Genomic DNA, 21,034 nt, shown 5'->3' on the forward strand with positions numbered 1-21,034 from the left:
GCCGACCACCCCGAAAAGGGGGCGGCACGCGTGTGGACGCAGAGGGCCGCGAGGCTCTGGGACGCTCCCGGGGCGGGCTGACCAGCAAGGTCCACCTGCCGGCGGATGACCGTTGCCGACCGCTGGTTTGGCTGACATCGCCCGGCCAGCGCGGGGACAGCCCGATGCTCATCCCGCTCATGCAGGCCCTGAACATGGCCCGCACCGGAGCCGGTCGCCCGCGCACCCGGCCGGACCGGGCCCGTGGCGACAAGGCGTACTCCAGTCGCGCCAACCGCGCCTACCTGCGTAAACGTGGAATCAAGGCAACGATCGCCCAGCCGGACGACCAGCGTGCGAAGCGCCGTAAACGCGGCCGAGCCGGCGGTCGCCCGCCAGCCTTCGACCGCGAGCAGTACCGCCAGCGCAACACCGTCGAACGCTGCATCGGGAAGCTGAAACAGCACAGGGCAGTCGCAACCCGGTACGACAAACGCGACTACATCTTCAACGGCACCCTGGCCACAGCAGCCATCGTGATCTGGCTACGCGACCTCATCAAAGAGCCATCAGACACTGCCTAGTGGGCTACCCCAGTTCAAGGGACGGCTGCCTGGGCTGTCACGGACGTACAGAGGCCGGAACGGGTCGCTGTGGTCTGAGCTGAGAACTTCCCGCCGTGCCCGTTGCGTCACGCCGCCTCCCACGGGTCCTCGCGTCGGAGGGCTTCGGACCTGGCCTCGATCTTCCGGATGTGGTCCTCCAGGGCCCGTGCCCGCTCCTCGAGAAGTGCTTCTCTGGCGACTGCCGCTCGGAGCCTTCCCCGTACGAAGGCCAACTCGTGGGCTTGGGGGTTGACGACGCGGAGGGCGTCCGTATGCATGCCGAGCAGGTAGGGCAGCAGGTCTGGCTCGACGGAGTGCCCGCTCGCCTCCGCCTCCCGCACGAGCGTGTGCACGAACTCCACGGGCGGCAGGCGGCTGCCGGCGAGGTACCGCGACACCGAACTCGCGTCGTAGTGATGGCGTGCGGCGAACCGGCGTGTGGAGATCTCCAGTAGGCCGAACACCCTGCGCAGTGAGGTGGCCAGGGCGAGGACCTCGGACGGCAGGTCCGCAGGGAGGGGCCGCAGCCGGCTGGGCCGGGCGGCTTCGTCGGGTGCGGGTCCAGGTGTTTCTGCGGTCCGGTCCACAGGGGTCGGTTCCGGCAGCCGTACGGCCGGCAGCAGGTCCTGAACAGGGCGGGGGGCAGGGAGGTCCGGTGCGGCCACCCGGTGCCGACGCACCGTTGGTCGGGGCCGGGCGGCCTCGCGGACCTTCAGCCGGTGCCGGGTCCGCAGCCAGGCCGCCTCGGTGACCGTGATCCAGCCGTCCGGGGAGCCGTCCACGTGCTTCCGCAGCCAGGGCCGGTTCCGGTAGGCGTGCAGCAGGCAGCCGCGGACCAGGGCCACGACCAGGGCGTCCGACGGGACGGTGGTGCGGTGCGGGGCGCAGGCGTCTCCGAGGCTGCTGCGGGCGTGCCCCGTGAGCCGCGACAGCCTGTGCAGCGAAGGCGAACCCGCCCACAGCCGCAGTTCGCGCAGGAGGGCGATGTATGCGGCGGCGTCGGAAGCCTGCGCCGGATCCGGCGGGGTGGCGGCCCACGGCTCGCCCGGCCAGAGCCGGTCCGCCCCGCGGGCAATGAACCACTGCTCGGTCCAGTACTGCCGGTCGCCCCGGCAAGCCTCGGCGTACGCCAAGGTCAGGTTCAGGTTCGGCATCGTGTCGCCGGAGGCGGCGCCGGCCAGCGTCGAGACCGAGAAGGCGTGCCCGACGCGGGCAGCCATCGCACGGTAGGTGGGGTTCCCGGCGCCCCGGCGCAGGGCCCGCAGCCGCAGGGCGAACGCCTCGAACGGAGCGTCCGGGGCGATCGGCTTCTCGGGTCGGGGCATCAGCGGCTCCGGCCGGTTTCACGGGCGGCGGCCGCCATCGTGACCAGGGCGGCCACGGCGGCCGACAGGTCGTATCCGAGCGCGACCAGCACGATGACGATGACGGCCACCGGAAGGAGCGTCGGCACCGTGAACGATCGACCGCCGGGCAGCCCGACGCAGAAGCTGTTGCTGTTGGTGTTCATGTGAAAGTCCTTGGTCCGGACGGGATATGAAGGTGCGTCACGGATTGCCGCCCGTGCCGCGGCTTCAGCCTGGCACGACGGTTCGGCGGCAGACCACCCTGTCCGGGGCGGGTGTTTTCCGGCTGTGTACGGCTGCACGTAAACGTCGGGCACAGCGCTCCGAAGGGGTTGTCCGGGAACATCCGGGACTGGCCGGACAATGCCTGGGGCGACCGCAGGTCGGACCGGCCGTTGTCCGAGGCCGTCCGGGATCGTCCCGGCTGCAGTTGCCCCCTCCTGCAACGAGGCCGGGGAGCCGAACATCTCCTCGTAGGCAGCTTCAGGTCCTGGTCCGGACGGGGCGGCCGTACGCAGCACAACGCGGGGCCCCCGTTGCCGCGGGGGCCCCGCACCACAGCTCGAAAGGCGGGGTCGGCCGGCTTCACCGAAGCGGCCGGTCATCGGCCTCCCCGGGCGCGGACTCCTGCGCCCCGTGCCGGTTCCGGCGCCACCGCCGAGAATCCCTTCGCGCCGCCGCGATCGTCGTCCTCCGGCCGCAGACGCCCGGTCGCCCCGCCCGCGGGGTTACACGGTCACGGCGAAGGACCCTTCGCAGAAGGCATCGTCCGCGGGCCCATGAGCGGTAGGCGGCGCCCTTCCAGGGAGTGCGTCCAGCCGGTTGCGCCGGATCCCTGATGTGGGGTCAGGGTCTGACCAAGGCCCGGCCAGGGCCATCCCCGACGAACGGGGCAGGGCTGGGTGGGCAGACTCACCTGGACTTGATCATCACGTTCCAAGTGGAGTTGCCCCTATGCGCCGTTCCTCGGCCCTGGCACTGACCGCCTCCCTGGCGTTAGGTGTCATCGCCCCCGCGCAGGCCGCCACCGCCGCCACAGCTGCCTCCGCGCACGCCGGCACCGCCTCGGACCTCGACCGTGCCGCCCTGCGCAAGGCGATTTCCCTGGGCCCGGACGACGGTGCCGCCGGTGTCGTGGCCCACGTGTACGAGAACGGACAGAGGTGGCGCGGTACCTCCGTGACATCAACGCCGGCAAGCTCATCAGCCCCGATGGGCACTTTTGCATGGGCAGTATCAGCAAACCCATGGAGGCGGTGATCCTTATCCAACTGTCCGCCGAGGGCCGCGTAGACCTGGACCGGCGCATCCAGCACTACCTGCCCGGGCTGCTGCCGGAGGACCGGTTCGCGGAGCCGATCAGCGTCCGGCAGCTGCTCGACCACACCAGTGGCCTGCCCCAGGACTTCGAGGGCTCCCCGGCCGCCTCCGCGGACGAGGCGATCGAGCGCCGCCTCGAGTACCTCTCCTTCGACGAGGTCATCGAGAAGACGCTCCGCGCCGTGGGCAGCACCGGTCCCGCCAGGGGAACGGCCTGCTTCAGCGTCGGCCTGATGTCCGTGCCGCTGCCCGACGGTTCGGTCCTGTGGGGCAAGACGGGCTCTGAGCCGGGATACCGGAGCGGCGTCTTCGCCTCCCCGGACCTCAACCGGCGCGCGGTATAAGCATCGGCTGGTCCTGCGGCGCAACCGCAGGCTGGCGGCGGCCGAGGCGAAGGGCACGGGGTCCGACGAGAAGGCCGAGGTCTCCTCCGGCGTCTGAGCCGGGCCGCCGGGCGCGGATGGATCGTGCAGGACGTGCCCACGGCCGGAAGGCCGACAGCCTCACCGCCGACCGTCCACGCGCTCGTTCGGAGACGGCCGACAGCCGCTGCTGGACGGCCGTGTCGTGGGCGGTGATCCGTCACATGGCCGCTGACGACGAGTCACGCAAGATCAAGTAACGCCAACGGAATCACGAGACGTGAGCCTGTGGTCCGGTGTGGTCCGGTGTGGAGCGGTGAAGTGGTCCGGTGTGGTCCGGTGAAGCAAGAGGAATCCGTTGTCCTGGGCAACGGTGTAGTAGCCGCCGAGGCGGGCTTGGTCGAGGGCGTGGGATTCGTCCTGGGCTGACATCGGGAACCCCATGGGGTACTTGGCGTCAACAATGATCCAGTCGGCTGTGAGGGGGATGTCGGGGAAGCCGAAAAGGGTCACCGTGCACCGGTCGGTGAGGTGGGGGACGAGGCGGTTGGCGGCGGCCACGGTCGCGTTGTCGGGAATCAAGTCCATGACGCGGTGCGCGGCTGCGGCTCGTGGTGGGGTCTGCCAGGTCACCGGATCGGCGAGTTGGGAGAGGGGGGAGCCGGCGATCAACAGAACGGTCATGGCGCTGCTGATGGCCAGTCCGGTGCGCAGGGTGCGACGGTCCTGCGTCGAGCTGTAAGGGGCCCAGCGGTTCAGGGAGTGGACGAAGGCCCCGAAGACGACCGGCATCAAGATGGCGCTGTAGTGGTGACTGGTCCCCCAGTGGGGCGGATACTCGGACAGGAAGCGCCAGCAGAGCGTGGGCAGAGCCAGCAGCATCAACGGGGAGCGCAGCGCCATGAACGCGGTGGGCGCCAGCAGCAGGACCAGGGTGATGACTTTGGTCTGCGGGGTGATCAGGTCCATGGGCAGGTGCAGCAGGCCGAGCAGGGAGCCGCCCGGTGACCCGGCTCCGGCGAAGCTCCCCGAGTGGGAATAGGAATGGTCGGGGTTGAAGGCCGGAATGATGACGAAAATTTCCAGCAGGCTGCCCGCCAGCCCCACGAAGGCAGTGGCCGTGCCCAGGCGCCGCGAGCCCTGCCAGGCGATGTAGGCGCCGATCACCATGACCGTGAGGCCCAGATCCTCCTTCACCAGGAGCAGCGGCAGCGCCCATCCCGCGGCCGCGCGCCAGCGCTCGTTGCCCAGGGCCGTCACCGAGAAGGCGAGGAGCGGCACGGCGAAGCAGATCTCGTGGAAATCGAAGGCCACTGTCGAGGCGATTCCCCATGAGGCCCCGTAGCCGGTGCCGGTCACGAGTGCTGCCGTCCGTCCGTGAGCCTGGTAGGCCCAGCGGCTCAGCGGTACGACAGCAACGGCGAGAAGGGCTGCCTGGGCCACGAGCAGGGTCATCGGCGAGGGGAAGATCCGGTAGGCGGGGGCGAGGCTCGCGAGGGCCGGGGAGAAGTGGTCGCCGAGCAGATTGAAGCCGGGCCCCTTCAACGCCGAGACCGGCGCACGGCCCTGGGCGTAGGAACGAACGGCCTGCTCGAAAATTCCGAGATCGTAGCCGGTGGTGAGCAGCCTCTGGTGCAGCCGCACGGACAGTGCCGTGTACAAGGCGAAGAACACCGCGGCAAGGGCCCACGGCAACGCACGACCGGGGGGCAGCCTCCCCCGCAGACGTCCCCCGCCTGCGGGGGAGGGCTCCGGACGTGTGAAGGCCCCCAGCAGGCTCACTGACTGGTCCCGTTCGCTTGACGTGGTCCTTTACCTCGCGGCCCAAGACCGTGTCCTCAGGCCAGTACGGGATCGACAATGAACGACACCACGCGCCCATTCACTCCGGACACGCCGGTGCGGGAGCGACCTTGGGCCTTCTGTGGGGGTCTTGGTGCGTCAGGAATCCACCACCGAGCGCAAGGGTGTAGTACCCCACCTGGTCCCTTGCTGGAGGTCGGTTCGGCCCAGGTGCTTGACCTCACAGCCCCTGCCGTCGCCCGACGGCAGGGGCGGGGGCGCGGCGCCCGACTCACCGGCCCCGGCGGGTTGGGCCCGCCGAGGCTTGGGGCCGATGGTGGACGACCCTCTGCCGACGTGCAGCGGCGCGGCGATACTGAAGGAGAGCCGACTGCTCAACCCCTGATCGATGATCACTCTGGGTAGTCGCCGCGGCTATGCCCGCTGTGCGGTCCGGCAGGTCGAGCAGGTCGAGCAGGTCGAAGGGTGGCAGCGATGGACGCACCGGCGCCGGGATCGGGTGAGGTGCCCGAGGACCCGTTCGCGCTGCACAACTCTGCCTCGGCGGTGCTGGACGCCCACGGCAGGGTCGTCGGCTGGAGCGAGCGCGCACAAGAGCACCTCGGCTACCTGCCCGATGAGGTCCTGGGCCGCATGGCCTCGGAATTCTTGTTCGATTCCCGTGATCGTGAAGCGGTCCGGGAGGCAGCGGCGGCGTGCGAGCGCGACCGGGGCTGGTCCGGCGTCCTGCCCGTCCTGCACCGCAGCGGGCGACGGGTGGAGCTGGGCTTCCGCGCCCGCGCTGTCATCCGCGCCGGCTCGGCCCGCGAGTGGTTCCTCGTCGTCGCCCCGGCGGAGGAGGTGCTCCAGTGGGAGACGGATCGGTCGGTCCTCGACGGTCTGTTCCGGCGCTCCCCGATCGGTCTGTCCGTCCACGCCCCCGATCTGAGCATCCTGCGGATCAACCGGGCGCTGGCCCGGTTCACCCAACTTTCCGCGGCGGAGATGCGGAGCCGACGCATCGGCGACTTCCTCATCGGTCCGGACCTGGAGACCATCGAAACCCGGCTGCGACGGGTGCTGGAGACGGGCGCCCCCCTGATCTTCACGGAGCAGCCCTGTCGCCTGAGGAATGACCCCGGCCGCGAGCGGGTGGTCTCGGTGTCGGCGTTTCGGATGGAGGACCCCTCCGGCGGGATCCTCGGAGTCACCCAACTGGTGGAGGACGTCACCGACCGCTACCGGGCCCGGCGGCGGCTCGCCCTGCTCAACCGGGCGAGCGCCCGCATCGGGACCACACTGGATCTCGCCCAGACCACCCGGGAGCTGGCCGACGTCGCCGTCCCCGACCTCGCGGACGCCGTCTCGGTGGATCTGCTGGAGTCGGTCGCCCGAGGCGACGAGAGCGCCGAGGAAGCGAGCGGACCGGTCCGCAGAATGGCCGTCCAGTCGGTCGTGGCAGAGGCTCTGGGGGTGATGTACTCCGCCGGGGAGGTCTTCCAGTTCGACCCTCGTACCCCGCAGGCCAGGTGCCTCGCCGAGCAGCAGCCCATCCTCGAACCAGTGCTCCAGAGCAGCCCCGGCTGGTACTTCCAGGATCCGGAGCGCACACAGCGCGCCCTCGACCTGGACGCTCACTCACTGATCGTCGTACCGCTGACGGCCCGCGGTCTGCTCCTCGGCCTGCTCAGCCTGTGGCGGGCCAAGCGGCCCGAGCCGTTCGAGGAGGACGACCTCACCCTCGCAGAGGAATTCGCCGCGCGGGCCGCCCTGTGCATCGACAACGCCCGCCGCTACACCCAGCAGCACCAGGCCGCGCTGACCTTGCAGCGCAGCCTGCTGCCGCAGGCGCTGCCCGAGTACAGCGCGGTCGAGGTCGCGCACCTCTATCTGCCGGCCGATCCCGCCACCGGCGTCGGCGGCGACTGGTTCGATGTCATCCCGCTTTCCGGAGCACGTGTCGCCCTCGTCGTCGGCGATGTCGTCGGCCATGGTCTGCACGCCGCGGCCACCATGGGCCGCCTGCGCACCGCCGTGCACACCCTGGCCAGCCTCGACTACGCTCCGGACGAGGTCCTCTCCCACCTGGACGACCTGGTCAACCGCCTGGCAGCTGAGCAGGAGCCTGCCGACGGACGCTCGCGGGGCCAGCAGATCGTCGGCGCGACGTGCCTCTACGCGGTCTACGATCCCACCTCCCGGCGCTGCACCCTGGCCCGGGCGGGTCATTTGCCCCCCGCCGTGGTGACCTCCGACGGCACGGTGAGCATGCCCGACCTTCCCGAGGGGCCGCCGCTGGGGCTGGGCGGACTCCCGTTCGAGTCCGCCGAATTGGAACTCGCCGAGGGAAGTCTGCTGGCGCTGTACACGGACGGCCTGGTCGAGGCCCGTGGCCTCGACCTCGACGAGGGGCTCGACCGGCTGCGAGAGGCCCTGTCCCGGCCCGGCCGCTCGCTGGAGGAGACCTGCACGGACGTGCAGAACGCCCTGCTGCCGGATCACCCACCGGATGACGTCGCACTGCTCCTCGCCCGCACCCGCGTCCTGGCGCCGGAGCAGGTCGCCTCCTGGGAACTGCCCGCAGAGCCGACCGCCGCCTCCCGGGCACGGGACCTGACGGAGACCACGCTGACCAGGTGGGGCCTGGGGGAGCTGGCCTTCACGGCCGAACTGGTCGTCAGTGAACTGGTCACCAACGCCTACCGGTACGGCGGCGGCACGCCGCTGACCCTGCGGCTCATCCGCGACCGCAGCCTGATCTGCGAGGTCTCCGACAGCAGCAGCACCGCTCCGCACCTACGACGGGCGCGCACCACTGATGAAGGCGGGCGCGGCCTCTTCCTGGTGGCCCAGCTCACCGAACGATGGGGCACCCGCTACACCCGGGACGGCAAGACCGTCTGGACGGAGTTCCCCCTTGCCACATGGGCTCCGTCGGCATGAGCGTCCGACTCGGGCTCCACCGAGGATGCCGGAGGGATCACCACGGGACCTGCCGGTAGTCCTTCAGGAGGACGCCGTGTATGGGCGCGCCGGCCTGCCCTTGCACGATGGGATGGTAGATGCGGGCGGCGCCGTCGACGATGTCCAGTGGCGGGCGCCAGCCGGTGGCGGCGTGCCGCTCCCGCGCGGGGAGGGGTTTCTCATCGGTGACCCACCCGGTGTCGACGCTGCAGGTGTGGATGCCGCGGGTGGCCAGGTCGGCTGCGCTGGTGCGGGTGAGCATGTTCAGGGCGGCTTTGGCCATGTTGGTGTGCGGATGGTCGCTGGTCTTGTTGCGCACGGTGAACTGGCCTTCGACTGCCGAGACGTTGATGAGGTAGCGGTGGGGGTGCGGGGAAGCATCGAGGAGGGGCAGCAGGCGGTCGGCGAGCAGGAACGGCGCGATGACATTGACCAACTGGACTTCCAGCAGCTCGGTCGGGTCGATCTGTCCCAGACGCAGCGTCCAGGAGTTGATGGCGGTCGTCTCGGGCAGCAGACCCGCCTCGTCGACGCCCTCCTGCGGCAGTGGAGCGGCCACTGAGGCGTCAGCCGTGTGTGCGGTACCGGCCAGGGCTTCGGGCACTCGGAACCGTGGGGCGAGCTCCGCCGTCCACGGCAGAGGTGCGGTCCGTGGGCCGGGTACGGAGAATCCCGGAGCGGTCCAGATCTGCGGCGCGGTGAGGGACGCGGGGGTCGGCGTCGGTTCGGCGGCAGACAGCGCGGCGTACGCCTCAGGAGAGCGGCGCAGGGTTTGGGCAGCGTTGTTGATCAGAACGTCCAGGGGTAGCCCCTGGGAGAGCATGTGGTCCGTGAACGCGAGAACCTGCCGGGGATCGCGCAGGTCCAGGGCGGCGATCCGCAGCCGGTGCCACCAGTCCGCGGCGCCGGGGGCCGCCGCGAACCGGCGCACCGCGTCCTGGGGGAAGCGGCTGGTCACAGTGAGCTCGGCTCCGTCCCGAAGGAGCATCAGCGCGACCTGGAAACCGATCTTGACGCGCCCGCCGGTCAGCAGCGCACGACGGCCGGTGAGGTCGGTGCGCGTCGTGCGGTGGGCGAGATTCACGCCGGCGCATTCGGGACACAGCAGGTGGTAGAAGTCGTGGACGTGCCGGTAGTGGTTCTTGCAGACATAGCAACGCTGGGGGCGGTTCAGCAGCCGTGACGGCCCGTCACCGGCCGGCGTACGGTCGGGCAGCCGGCGCTCCGCGGAGGGCCCGGGGCGAAGCTGAACGTATTCGCGGACCGTCAGGCCCCGCTCCGGCGGCGCCGGGGCGGGCAGAGCGGCGTCCATGACGCGGTCGCAGGCGCCCATCGCGGTGGCGGCGAGCAGCTTGGCGTCGGCCGCGGCCCGCGCTGCGCGTGCCTCGGCACGGCGTCGAAGGCGGCCGTCGCGGACGAGTTCACCGGCGGCCTGTTCCAGCAGGCGGCGCTGAGCATCGTCCGCGGGTAGCTGCCGTGCCTGGTCGATCAGGTCCAGGCAGGTCTGTATGCGCTCACTGTCCATGGGGTGCCTTATGTGTGATGGATCGTTCGCGGCTCTCCCCCCACCTGGTGGCGTCCGTCGCACGTGGACGACCGGGCCACGCGCAGTGAAGGGCGGCCGGGCGCCAGTGGGGATGACGGGGAAGGCGCGCTCACGGCGGACGCGTAGCACGGGCGCTGCGTCCGGAGTGATGATCAGAATAAGTCGTAGTCGGGAAAGCCGGGTGCCTTTTCCGGCCCGGACCCCGCGCCCGGCGTAGAGCTCCCTGACCGGAGCGACGGGCTGGTGGTGTGCGCGCCTCCTCCGGGCGCGGCGTGCGGACCGGCCCCGCCGCCGGTGCCGTGCTCACTCCACCGAGACGGAGTCGAGCTGCTCCTCGAGGGCCGCCAGCGTCCGGTAGCAGGGCATCACCTGGGCGATGGAGGCGTTCGGCTCGCGGCCCTCGCGGCCCTCGCGGCCCTCGCGGATGGCGGCGACGAACTCGCGGTCCTGCAGTTCGATGCCGTCCATCGAGACGTCGACCCCGCTCACATCGATCGGCTCGTCCTTGCCGGTGACCAGGTCGTCGTACCGCGCGATGTAGCTGCCGGTGTCGCCGATGTAACGGAAGGACGTGCCGAGCGGCCCGTCGTTGTTGAACGACAGCGACAGGTCAGATGGCGCCGCTTTCCGTGCGCAGCTGGATCGACCTGTCCATCGCGATGCCGAGCTCGGGGCGGATCGGGCCCTGGACCGCGTTGGCCCGCACGATCGGCGAGCCGGTCTGGTAGGCGAACAGGTCGACGGTGTGCGCGGCGTGGTGCCACAGCAGATGACCGGTCCAGGTCGAGGCAGACCAGCGTCTGCTCGGCGTGCAGGAGTGTGGGCGTGGCGAGGACGACGGCGTCGATGTCGTCCATCGCCCGTACCTCCTCCAACGTCGCGACGCCGCGGCCGACGCCTCGTTCCGCGGCGAAACTCCGGGCGCTTTCGAAGGTGCCGCTCACGACGGCGGCCACCTCGACGCCCTCGATCCGCCTGAGCGCGGCCGCGTGCTCGGCACCGAAGGCGCCACTCCGGCCAGGGCGATCCGGACGGTCCGGTCGTCAGTCAGGTCACTCCTTCACGCCGGGCTCCTGGGACGGATGCGGCCGGCGTTCGGCGTGCTGAGCACGCCTGGCGCCGGCCGCGCGCCTTCTACCTGAGCGTGGCTACGTGCCCACGGGGATGCTCTGATCACCAACGCCGTGCGCGCGGTGGCGTCCGGGTCGAGATGCTCTCGTCGGCGCAGACCGACCCGCCGGCGTCGGCCGGCGCGAGTCGCGCAACGAACGTGCGCTCGCATTGGTGCGGCGGTGTGGCGGGTCGGCCCGTGCGGCAGTGCGGTGGTGTGACGGTGCGGCAGTGCGGTGGTGGCGGTGCGGCGGTGCGGCGGTCAGTTCGTGCGGCGGGAGCGGGACAGGGCCAGCCCTCCGAGGACCATGCTGATCAGCCCCACCACCAAGGCCACGAAGGCCACGCCGCGCCCGTTGCCGGTGCCGATGCCACTGTCGGAGGTGGCCACAACGAGCCCGCCGACGGCCAGGGCGAACAGTCCCGCCACCAAGGCCAAGCCGGCCCGGCTTGGCCGTGAGCCGGCGCCGACACGACCGGCGGAGCGCAGGGCCCGCCCACCGATGACCACGCCGGTCAGCCCTACCAGCGCGGCCACGGTGGCACCGAGCCGCCCGGCGCTCATGGTGAAAACGCTGGCGGCGACCGGCTGGAACGCGACGTGCGCGGCCTCGGGTGCGGCAAGCAGGAATCGGACCGACATGAGGTGCTCCTTCTTCACGACTTGATGTGGTCCGAGCATGTCCGCCGGACCCACCGCCGGTCGTCCGGCAGCCGCAGGCAATTCGAGCTGCCGTCGATGCCGCATCCGGCTACCGCGGACGCGGCAGCCGCCGCGAAGGTACTGCGTGCGCGGTAGTCGTCCGCTCGTCCGGGAGCGTGACTCGGCCGCTGCAAGATCCGGCTAGGGTGCGCGCATGGGTACAGGACGGTTCGGTGTTCGGGCCGCAGTCAGAGACTGGGCGATCGCCGTCTGCGTTGCGGCGGTGCTGCTGGTCACCGGCCTGTCCGGGCAGCACTCCGCCACGAGCCTCGACCTGTTCGGCTGCGCACTGTTGGTGGTCGGCGGCCTGGCGCTCGCGGCGGGGCGCCGGGCTCCGGTGCCCGTGCTGGCCGTCACCGGGTCGTGCGCGGTGGGTTACCAGGCGGCCGGTTTCGACGTGCCGGCCGTCGCGTACCTGTTCGCGGTGTACGCGGCCATGCGGGCGGGACACCGCGCCGTCACGGTGGTTGCGAGCGTGGCCGTGCTGGCCGCCCTTCCCCTCGCCGCCCTGGCCTCGGGCCTGCACGACACGGGCGAGGCGTTCGCGCAGGCCCGCGGCGCCCTCGAGATCGCCTGGCTGATCGCCGCCGGCGCCGCGGGCGAGGCGCTGCGGCAGGCCGAGCGACGGGCGGACGAAGCCGAGCGCACCCGCGAGGAGACGGCGCGGCGTCGCGCCGACGAGGAGCGGTTGCACATTGCGCGTGAGCTGCACGATTCACTCGTCCACCAGATCTCGATCATCAAGGTGCAGTCCGAAGTCGCCGTCCACCTGGCCCGCAAGCGCGGGGAACAGGTGCCGGAGGCCCTGCTGGCAATCCAGCAGGCCGGTCGTGAGGCGACGCGGGAACTGCGAGCGACGCTGGAGGCGTTGCGCGACGACGACACGGCCCCGCCACGTGGGCTCGACGATGTCCCGGAACTGGTGGAACGATCCCGCACGAGCGGCCTGGACTCGACCCTGACGATCGGTGGCGAACGGCGCGACGTGCCGGCAGCGGTGGAACGGACCGTCTACCGGATCGTTCAGGAGTCCCTGACCAACATCGCCCGACACGCCGCCGCTACCAGCGCATCGGTCCACATCGACCACCGCGCCGACGCCCTGACCGTATGCATCGATGACGACGGCAAGGCGACCCCGGGCACCGCCCCGACGTCCGGCGTCGGGCTGCTCGGGATGCGCGAACGCGTGACCGCCCTCGGTGGCCGGCTGCGCGCGGAACCGCGTACGGACGGCGGGTTCACCGTCCAGGCCGAACTCCCCGTGGACCGGACGTCATGATTCGTGTCCTGCTGGTCGACGACCAGCCGCTCATCCGCAGCGGATTCCGCGCGCTCCTCGACGTCGAGGACGACATCGAGGTGGTGGCCGAAGCCGGCGACGGGAAGGAGGGGCTGGCTCTGGCGAAAGAGCACCTGCCCGACGTCGCGCTCATCGACATCCAGATGCCGGTCATGGACGGCATCGAGGCGACCCGGCGCATCGCCGCGGACCCGACTCTGGCCTTGGTGCACGTCGTCATCCTGACCAACTACGGCTTGGACGAACACGTCTTCAACGCCCTGCGGGCCGGCGCCGCCGGATTCCTCGTCAAGGACATCGTGCCCGAAGACTTCCTGCACGCCGTACGCGTCGCCGCGCGCGGCGACGCCCTGCTGGCACCCTCGATCACCCGCAAGCTGATCAACAGGTACGTCACCCAGCCACTCAACACCGGCACCTGCACGGGCCTGGAAGAGCTGACCAACCGCGAACGCGAGGCCGTCGCCCTCGTTGCTCAGGGCCTGTCCAACGACCAGATCGCCGACCGCATGGTGATCAGCCCGACGACCGCGAAAACCCACGTCAACCGGGCCATGGTCAAGCTCCACGCCCGTGATCGCGCTCAGCTCGTCGTCCTCGCCTACGAATCCGGCCTGGTAACCCCACGCACCTCCTGACCGAGCGCCTCCAGGTTCTGTTGCGAAAGTGGATCTCGTTCGTTCGTGATCACCAGTCGTGGTGCGTGGTGATCTGACGAATGGCCAGTGGGCTCGGCTTGAGCCGTTGCTGCCGCGGGGCATCAAGCCGGGTCGTCCGCAACAACGGCCTCGGACGCTCCCGGGGTGGTCTGACGAGCAAGATCCCCCGAAGAGGAAGAAGGCGTCCAGCTGCTGGATCTTCCGTCCTGGCTGGAGTCCCGGGTCGGCCCGCTGCCGGTCGGAGGCGGCTGAGCCTCGAACGACGGGCGTTCGGTGCCCCGTGCGTAGCGGGAAAGGACGGCCGGCCAGCCGGCGGGTTCTGCCGACGCCCGACGTCCTTCGGCAAAGGGGCCGGGCCCTCGCCGCGGTACATCCGGCGGGAGGGCGGCGCGCGTCGGCGTGTGGCCGTGTTGCCGCGCCCTCCAGTGCTGCGGGAAGTCCACCTCCGCCCCGTCAGCGGCACGCGGCGGCGTCTTTCCACCGCTATCGCGCGGTTCACGTTTGGCAAGCATCTGCCATGGCGAGGACTTGCCGTCGTAAGGCCTTCACGACAGCAGTCACGGGTCGATAGACCCGTGGCATGTACTCCCCCTCTCACGCTTCCGCCTTCCGGCGCCGGCGCTGGCAGCTGGTCTCGGCCGCCACCGCGGTGCCACTGCTGGCGTCGGGGCTTGCGGTCCTGCAAGCGCCCGCACAAGCCGCTCCGAGCAAGCCCACCCGTCCCGCCAAGTCCTCGGCGACCCACAAGGTCACTCTGGTCACCGGCGACGTCGTCACGGTCACCACGATGGCCGACGGCAAGCAGAGCGCCGACGTCGACCGGCCCGAAAGCGCCGTCGGCGGTGTGAAGATCCAGCAGGTCAAGGGAGACCTGTTCGTCATCCCGGACGAGGCGGCGCCTCTCCTGGGCACGGACAAGCTCGACCGACGGCTGTTCAACGTCACCGACCTGATCGAGATGGGCTACGACGACGCGAAGTCGGCCTCGGTACCGCTGATCGCGACGTACACCCAGCCGAAGTCCCGCTCGGCCGGCGAGCCGACGGCACCCCGTGGCAGCAAGGTGACCCGCCAGCTCAAGGGCATCCGCGGTGCCGCGCTCAGCACCGAGAAACGGCAGGCCCGCACCTTCTGGACCACCGTCGCGCCGCAGGGCAGCCCCTCGCTGGGCGAGGGCGTGGCGAAGCTGTGGCTCGACGGCCGGGTGAAGGCCAGTCTGAAGGAGAGCGTGCCGTTGGTCGGGGCACCCGAGGCCTGGGCGGCCGGGTACGACGGCAAGGGCGTCAAGGTCGCGGTGCTCGACACCGGCATCGACGTCAACCACCCCGACTTCGCCGGCCTGATCGACGGCACGGCGAGCTTCGTGCCGGGTGAGGCCGTCACCGACGTCAACGGGCACGGCACGCACGTCGCCGGCACGATCGTCGGTTCGGGCGCCGCCTCCGCAGGCGACAACAAGGGCGTCGCTCCCGGCGCCGACCTCTTCGTCGGCAAGGTGCTCGGCGGTGCGGAGGGCTCGGGCCAGGACTCCTGGGTCATGGCCGGCATGCAGTGGGCCGCCGAGTCCGGTGCGGACGTCGTCAACATGAGCCTCGGCGATTCCTACCCGACGGACGGCAGCGACCCGATGTCGCAGACGGTGGACGCACTGTCCGAGCAGTACGGCACGCTGTTCGTCATAGCCGCCGGCAACTCCGGACCGGAGAGCATCTCCGCCCCGGGTGCGGCCGCCTCGGCGCTGACCGTGGCCGCCACGGACAAGCAGGACCGGCTCGCGTCCTTCTCCAGCACCGGCCCGCTGGCCTACTCCGGCGGTATGAAGCCGGACGTCGCGGCGCCCGGCGTGGAGATCACCGCGGCCCGTTCGCAGGAGATGACCGGCGGTGGTGAGGGCCCGTACCGCACCCTCAGCGGCACCTCGATGGCCACCCCGCACGTGGTCGGCGCAGCGGCCGTGCTGGCCCAGCAGCACCCGGACTGGACCGGCGCGCAGCTCAAGGAACACCTGATGAGCACCGCGAAGGGACTGGGCGACCAGTACTCGCCGTACGAGGTCGGCACCGGCCGTCTGGACGTGGCCGCCGCCGTGCGCGCCACGGTCCGCGGCACCGGCTCGCTCTTCTTCGGCAACCACACCTGGCCGCACGAGCCGAGCGACGCCGCGGTCACCAAGGACCTGACCTTCACCAACACCGGTTCGGCCGATGCCACCCTGAACCTGGCGCTGACCGGCGGCGGACCGTTCACGCTGGGGGCCACGAGGGTGACCGTCCCGGCGGGCCGCACCGCCGCCGTCCCGGTGACCGGTGACCCCAAAGCCGCCGCGGCCGGCCGGCACGCCGGCTACGTGACGGCCACCGACGCCGCCACCGGGCAGGCGGTGACCCGCACGTCCGTGGCGCTGCTCAAGGAGGAAGAGCGCTACGACCTGAACATCAAGCTGGTCGGCCGGGACGGCAGGCCCGCCGCCGGCTGGGTCACGGTCAACCTGGCCGGCGACTTCTGGCCCTGGTCGCTCTACGTCGACGGTTCGACCACCATGCGCATGGCGCCCGGCACGTACACCGCCGCGGGATACCTCGACGTGGCGGGCGAGCAGGCCGACCGCTCGGGTCTGGCCGTGCTGGTCGACCCGGAGACCGTGCTCAAGGACCGCTCCGCGGACGTGGTGCTGGACGCGAGCAAGGCACGCCTGCTGCAGACCGAGGCACCGCAGCGCACTGAGGACCGGCAGCGCAAAGTCGACTTCAACGTCCACTACAAGGGCCTCGACCCGTTCATGGACTACCGCGGCGCGTACGTGCTGCCGCCGACGTACGACGACGTCTACGTCGCGCCGACGGAACCGATGAAGCAGGGCGAGTTCATGCTGACCACCCGTTGGCGCAAGGGCGAGCCACAGCTCAGCCTGAGCACACCGGGCGGCCGGATCCGGTTCGAGGCACTGGTCCAGGCAGGCAGCGCCCTGGGCACCGCCCGGGACACGCTGGACGCCGTCTACGCGGGCAACGGCGCGGCGGCTGCGTACAAGAAGGTCAAGGCCAAGGGCAAGGTGGTCGTCATCGATCGCAGCGACGAGGTCTCGCCCCAGGAGCGCACCGAGGCCGCGGTCGCGGGCGGTGCGAAGGCGCTGATCGTGGTCAACGACGGGGTCGGCGCGCTGATGGAGTACGTCGGCGAATCGGCGATCCCGGTCGCCACCGTGCACCGCGACGCGGGCAAGGCCCTTGTCGCGACGGCCAAGGCCGGAGTCCTCAAGCTGACCGCGGAGCAGACCGAGTACACGCCGTTCGTCTACGACCTCACCCGGGAGTACCCCGGCCAGGTTCCGGACCGGCCCCTGGTCTACAAGCCGACCAAGGATGACCTCGCCCGGATCGACGCCCGCTACTACTCGGCAACGGGCGGCCGGTCGGCGGAGGGCTACCGGTCCGACTTCACCCTCAGCCCGTCGTTCAACCTCCCCGAGCGCGAGTGGCACCCGGGCACCCGCACCGAGTGGGTGACCCCGGGCCAGGTCTGGAGGGAGTTCCACGCGCAGGGCGTCGACACGGCCCTGCCATGGGTGATGGTGTCCGGCGACAACACGTACGCCAAGGGCAGCACCACCCGGCTGGACTGGTTCGCTCCGGCGACCCGGCCCGGCCAGAGCGAGTCCTTCGGCGTGTACAACTCCCGCTGGCAGAACCACATGACCTGGAACGTGCAGGCGTGGGCTTCAGCCAGCGACAACATGCGGCTGGGCGGCTTCCTGCAGTGGGGTGAGACGCCGACCCACCTGCAGGTCTTCCAGGGCGACCGGCTGATCCACGACAACCCCCACAGCACGGACATGCAGTGGGTGGAGGTGCCGGCGGGCAACCTGCCCTACCGCGCCGTCCTCGACGCCGAGCGGCCCGGTGACCTCTTCCGGTTGTCGACGCGCACCCACACCGAGTGGACGTTCATGTCCGACACCGTCGACTCGGACTTCTTCGAGCCCTTCTCGGTGCTGAACCTGGACTACGAGCTGGAGTCGGACCTGCACGGCGACGTCAACGCCAACGCGACCCGGGAGATCGCGCTCAAGCCGGTGGCGATGGGCCTCGGCACGGTGCCGGGCACCGTCACCGCGGTGAAGCTGGACGTCTCGTACGACGACGGCGGGACCTGGCAGAAGGTGACCGTGGCCAAGGGCGCCGACGGCCGCTGGACGGGTTCGTTCAGGACGGCCAAGAAGCCCGGTGGCTTCATCTCGGTCCGCGCGAGCGCCCAGACGGACAGCGGCTTCAGCGTCACGAACGAGATCATCCGGGCGTACGGCCTGCGATGAACCGCACGGTCGGGCCCCGGGGCGGCGACTCCCCGGGGCCCTCTCCCTCGCACCTGCTCCCACCAGGGACTATTCAGGGTCTGCCGCCATGGCGCATACTCTCCCCGCTGCCGCAAGCGGAAGAGAGTCGGTCGCCGATGCTGGATGTTCTGGGCCTCGAACCCGACGACGAGCGTGTCTACCGGGCGCTGCTCGGACGGCCGGTCTCCACCGCGATCCTGCTGTCCGACCAGCTCGTCCTCCCGCCCGCCCACGTCGACAAGTCCTTGTCCCGCCTGGTCGGGTGGGGACTGGTGACGAGGTCGGCGGACGAGCGGTTCACCGCCGCGCCGCCGGCCATGGCGCTCGGCGCCCTCATCAGCCAGCGCCGGGACGGGCTGCGGATGGCCGAGCACGCCCTGGTGACCTTCGCCGAGGAGCACCGAGCGGCGATGACCGAGAACAGCATCAACGATCTGATCGAGGTCGTCACGGGCGTCGACGCCATCCGCCACCGCTTCCTCCAGGTGCAGCAGGCGGCCCGCACGCAGGTCCGATCGTTCATCACCGCACCGTTCGTCGCCCTGCCGCCCGACGAGAACACGGCCGAGCCCGTGGCCCTCGGCCGCGGCGTGCAGTTCCGGGCGGTACTGGACCGGGCCGTGCTGGCGGAGCCGGGCATCCTCGACGACGCGATCGATTCACTGGGCAAGGGCGTGCAGCTCCGTGTCGCCGACCAGCTGCCGATGAAACTCGTGCTGGCCGACGCCGACCTCGGCCTCGTCCCCCTCGCGGTCACACCGGACGGGGAGCCCGGCGCGGTGCTGCTGCACCGCAGCGGCCTGCTGGACGCGCTGGACGCCCTGTTCGAGACGGTATGGCGCACCGCCCACCCGCTCGCGCTGTCGGCCACGGGCGGAGAAGCCGAAGCCACCGTCGAGGTCGGTCCGCACGGTCCGACCGAGCTCGACCGCAGGATCCTCGCGCTGCTCCTGGCCGGCCTGACGGACCTGACGGCGGCGGCACAACTCGGTCTGTCACCACGCACGCTGCACCGGCGCCTGCGTCACCTCATGGACATGGCCGGAGTCCGCAGCCGGATGCAGCTCGGTGCCCACGCGGTCCGAAACGGCTGGACGGAGCCCCCGCAAACGTGACTCGCCGACGCGCAACAGCACGTGCGGGAGACCTGTCGGCCACAGGTCGAAACCGGCCAGGTGCTGTGGGATCCGGTCATTCCGGATCTCGGAGGCTGCGGCGGGCGTGTTGCCGGTAACCGGCTGGTCCCAGCGGCGTTGGGCTGGTGTATCCCCCTGACGTCGGGGGCGGTCCACGGCGCGCGGACATCCGTACCTCGACAGTTCGCGTTCTCGCGGCACCCCGCGCGGCGGCGGAACGCCGTTCTCGCCCTCGCGCACCGGCCGGCGCAGGCCGCCCCCGCTTCTTTCTACCTGAGCGCCGCTCACGCAGACCCCAGGAGTTCTTCCATGTCCACGCAGCCGCAGTCCGGTCACGGCAATCCGCAGCAGCCGGACGGGTACCAGCCCCCGCCGAAGCAGGGCATGAGCACCGGCCTCAAGGTGGCGCTGGGCTGCGGTATCCCCACTGTCCTCGGTCTGATTCTGCTCGGCGGCTGTGGGTTGCTGTTCACCAAGGCCGCCAGCGACGCGGGCAAGGAGCTCGACAAGAACCACGATTCCGCGGCCGTCGCTCCCGGGGGCGCCAAGGCCGGCGAGCCGGACATCACCCAGGACGTGAAGGTCACGACCTGCGAGGTGAAGGCCGGCGAGTACGGAATCAAGGAGCTCGACCTCAAGATCGAGTACATCAACAGCGGTGACCGTCGGTTCACCTACCTCGCCGAGGGCGAGGTCACCGTCAACGGCGAGAAGAAGAGCGACATCCTGTCCACCGGCCAGAACCTCGCACCCGGTCAGAAGTACACGGACGACGACGCCGGGGCCCTGGCCTTCGACGTGGCCAAGTCCGCGAAGTCCGGGGACAAGATCGAGTGCAAGCTGATCAAGGTCTCCCGCAACTCCTACTGAGAGACTGCGGATCCGATCGACGCCGCAGCGGGGGCCGGGTGCTCACGGAGGGGAGATCAGCGTGCTGTGGTGGAAGCCGAGTCGAGGGTCGTGCCACCAGGGAAGGCCATCGACGTACTGCCGCAGCTGCGGCATGCGCACCCGCTGCCGGACCGAGTTGGCGGGATAGTCGTAGACGGTGATGGTGTTGAGCCCTCGGTTCGCGGTGAACAGCAGGGTCTGGTCGGCGGAAAGCTGACGGGCGTACACCGAATCGAGCAGGGTTCCGGTCAGCGTGGCGACGCCCTGGGAGACGGTGACGCCCACGGCCTCGTGGGAGAGGGGAAGAGGCGCTCGACGACGGTGTGCCGGATCTCGGCGGCCAGCTCCTCGTCGGTGCGGAGGAAGACCTTGAGGAGAGCCCAGGGCGGCCGAGGTCGCCGCTCAGGGCGAGGGTGTGGCCGTCCTCCAGCGTCAGGTGGGCCCAGACGGAGCCGAGGATGTGGCCGGCGTGGTGGAGGGTGAGCCTGGTGCCGGCCATGATCTCGATCTCGCTGCCCACCGGTACCGGGTCGAAGAACGTGACCGTGTGGTCGACTCGTCATCGTCGTAGAGTGGCTTGGCGGGCCGGTGCTTGGACCAGCCGTGCTGGTTGGCGTGCTCGGCGGCCTCCATCTACAGGCGGGCGCTGTCGCGGAGCACCGTCTCGGCGAGGCGGGCGGTGGTGGCGCTGGTCAGGATGGGGCCGCGGAAGCCGTACCTGACCGGGCGGGGAAGGTAGCCGCAGGTCCAGGTGGGCGTGCGTGATGACAACGGCGCGGATGTCGGAGGCGTCGCAGGGCAGCTTGTCCCAGTTGCGTCGGCGCAGGTCCGCGACACCCTGGAAGAGCCCCGCAGTCGAGGATCCGGGCGTGGTCGCTCTCGATCAGGAACTTGCTGCCGGTGACCGTCCGGACACCGCCGAGGAATCTCAGCAGCGCCGGGCGGGAGGCGGGGCCGACCGGGACATGGCAGCGGCCCTCCTTTCGGGGACGGGT

At 70.7% G+C, this 21,034-nt stretch carries 15 protein-coding genes and 2 pseudogenes; 8 read left to right on the forward strand and 9 right to left on the reverse strand.

What is annotated here, in order from left to right; translation table 11 throughout:
- Positions 1 to 563 (forward strand): IS5 family transposase (locus tag PV721_RS21675; RefSeq protein ID WP_319726979.1); only part of this gene is annotated, 563 nt, incomplete at its 5' end.
- Between the two features lie 107 nt (positions 564 to 670).
- Here the strand turns inward: PV721_RS21675 and PV721_RS21680 are convergent.
- Positions 671 to 1,909 carry a hypothetical protein gene (locus PV721_RS21680; protein ID WP_319726980.1) on the reverse strand — a complete coding sequence of 413 codons (1,239 nt, stop codon included), beginning with the start codon at positions 1,907 to 1,909 and terminating at the stop codon, positions 671 to 673.
- Positions 1,909 to 2,094: a hypothetical protein gene (locus PV721_RS21685; protein WP_319726981.1), complete on the reverse strand. Its 186-nt coding sequence runs from the start codon at positions 2,092 to 2,094 to the stop codon at positions 1,909 to 1,911. Before PV721_RS21685 ends, PV721_RS21680 begins: the two co-directional genes overlap by 1 nt.
- A 999-nt stretch (positions 2,095 to 3,093) precedes the next feature.
- On the opposite strand from PV721_RS21685, the gene PV721_RS21690 reads away from it, so the two are divergent.
- A complete protein-coding gene (locus PV721_RS21690) occupies positions 3,094 to 3,594 on the forward strand; it encodes a serine hydrolase domain-containing protein (RefSeq protein ID WP_319726982.1) in 501 nt (166 codons plus the stop codon).
- Positions 3,595 to 3,864: 270 nt separating this feature from the next.
- Here PV721_RS21690 and PV721_RS21695 read toward each other — a convergent pair whose 3' ends face one another.
- A complete protein-coding gene (locus PV721_RS21695) occupies positions 3,865 to 5,286 on the reverse strand; it encodes a DUF2079 domain-containing protein (protein ID WP_319726983.1) in 1,422 nt (473 codons plus the stop codon).
- Between the two features lie 603 nt (positions 5,287 to 5,889).
- On the opposite strand from PV721_RS21695, the gene PV721_RS21700 reads away from it, so the two are divergent.
- Positions 5,890 to 8,337: a SpoIIE family protein phosphatase gene (locus PV721_RS21700; protein ID WP_319726985.1), complete on the forward strand. Its 2,448-nt coding sequence runs from the start codon at positions 5,890 to 5,892 to the stop codon at positions 8,335 to 8,337.
- A 37-nt stretch (positions 8,338 to 8,374) separates the two neighbouring features.
- On the opposite strand, the gene PV721_RS21705 is transcribed toward PV721_RS21700, so the two are convergent.
- The 4 genes and pseudogenes from PV721_RS21705 to PV721_RS21720 form a co-directional block, all read right to left on the reverse strand.
- On the reverse strand, positions 8,375 to 9,883 hold the full coding sequence (locus PV721_RS21705) for an SDR family NAD(P)-dependent oxidoreductase (RefSeq protein ID WP_319726987.1): 1,509 nt from the start codon (positions 9,881 to 9,883) through the stop codon (positions 8,375 to 8,377).
- Between the two features lie 324 nt (positions 9,884 to 10,207).
- Positions 10,208 to 10,673, reverse strand: a pseudogene (locus PV721_RS21710) (hypothetical protein).
- Positions 10,674 to 10,746: 73 nt separating this feature from the next.
- Positions 10,747 to 10,860 (reverse strand): annotated as a pseudogene (locus PV721_RS21715) (oxidoreductase); the annotation flags it as partial.
- A 416-nt stretch (positions 10,861 to 11,276) separates the two neighbouring features.
- Complete coding sequence (locus tag PV721_RS21720) at positions 11,277 to 11,675, reverse strand: DUF6223 family protein (protein ID WP_319726988.1); 399 nt, start codon at positions 11,673 to 11,675, stop codon at positions 11,277 to 11,279.
- 196 nt (positions 11,676 to 11,871) lie between these two features.
- Between PV721_RS21720 and PV721_RS21725 the strand changes: the two genes are divergently transcribed.
- The 5 genes from PV721_RS21725 (at position 11,872) to PV721_RS21745 (ending at position 20,018) form a co-directional block, all read left to right on the forward strand.
- The gene (locus tag PV721_RS21725) at positions 11,872 to 12,999 is read left to right on the forward strand and encodes a sensor histidine kinase (protein WP_319726989.1); all 1,128 of its coding nucleotides are present in this window, start codon (positions 11,872 to 11,874) and stop codon (positions 12,997 to 12,999) included.
- Positions 12,996 to 13,658 carry a response regulator transcription factor gene (locus PV721_RS21730; RefSeq protein ID WP_319726990.1) on the forward strand — a complete coding sequence of 221 codons (663 nt, stop codon included), beginning with the start codon at positions 12,996 to 12,998 and terminating at the stop codon, positions 13,656 to 13,658. The genes PV721_RS21725 and PV721_RS21730 overlap by 4 nt, the downstream gene beginning before the upstream one ends.
- 601 nt (positions 13,659 to 14,259) lie before the next feature.
- Positions 14,260 to 17,991: a S8 family peptidase gene (locus tag PV721_RS21735; protein WP_319726992.1), complete on the forward strand. Its 3,732-nt coding sequence runs from the start codon at positions 14,260 to 14,262 to the stop codon at positions 17,989 to 17,991.
- A 137-nt stretch (positions 17,992 to 18,128) separates the two neighbouring features.
- The gene (locus PV721_RS21740) at positions 18,129 to 19,127 is read left to right on the forward strand and encodes a helix-turn-helix domain-containing protein (RefSeq protein ID WP_319726994.1); all 999 of its coding nucleotides are present in this window, start codon (positions 18,129 to 18,131) and stop codon (positions 19,125 to 19,127) included.
- Positions 19,128 to 19,457: 330 nt separating this feature from the next.
- Entirely contained in the window at positions 19,458 to 20,018 is a 561-nt protein-coding gene (locus PV721_RS21745; RefSeq protein ID WP_319726996.1) for a hypothetical protein, read from the forward strand.
- A 42-nt stretch (positions 20,019 to 20,060) separates the two neighbouring features.
- Here PV721_RS21745 and PV721_RS21750 read toward each other — a convergent pair whose 3' ends face one another.
- Complete coding sequence (locus PV721_RS21750; RefSeq protein ID WP_319726997.1) at positions 20,061 to 20,324, reverse strand: hypothetical protein; 264 nt, start codon at positions 20,322 to 20,324, stop codon at positions 20,061 to 20,063.
- Between the two features lie 348 nt (positions 20,325 to 20,672).
- Positions 20,673 to 20,810, reverse strand: a complete 138-nt coding sequence (locus tag PV721_RS21755) for a hypothetical protein (protein ID WP_319726998.1) — start codon at positions 20,808 to 20,810, stop codon at positions 20,673 to 20,675.
- Between the last annotated feature and the right edge of the window lie 224 nt (positions 20,811 to 21,034).

The sequence above is a fragment of the Streptomyces sp. MB09-01 genome, from assembly GCF_033794505.1.
GTDB lineage: Bacteria > Actinomycetota > Actinomycetes > Streptomycetales > Streptomycetaceae > Streptomyces.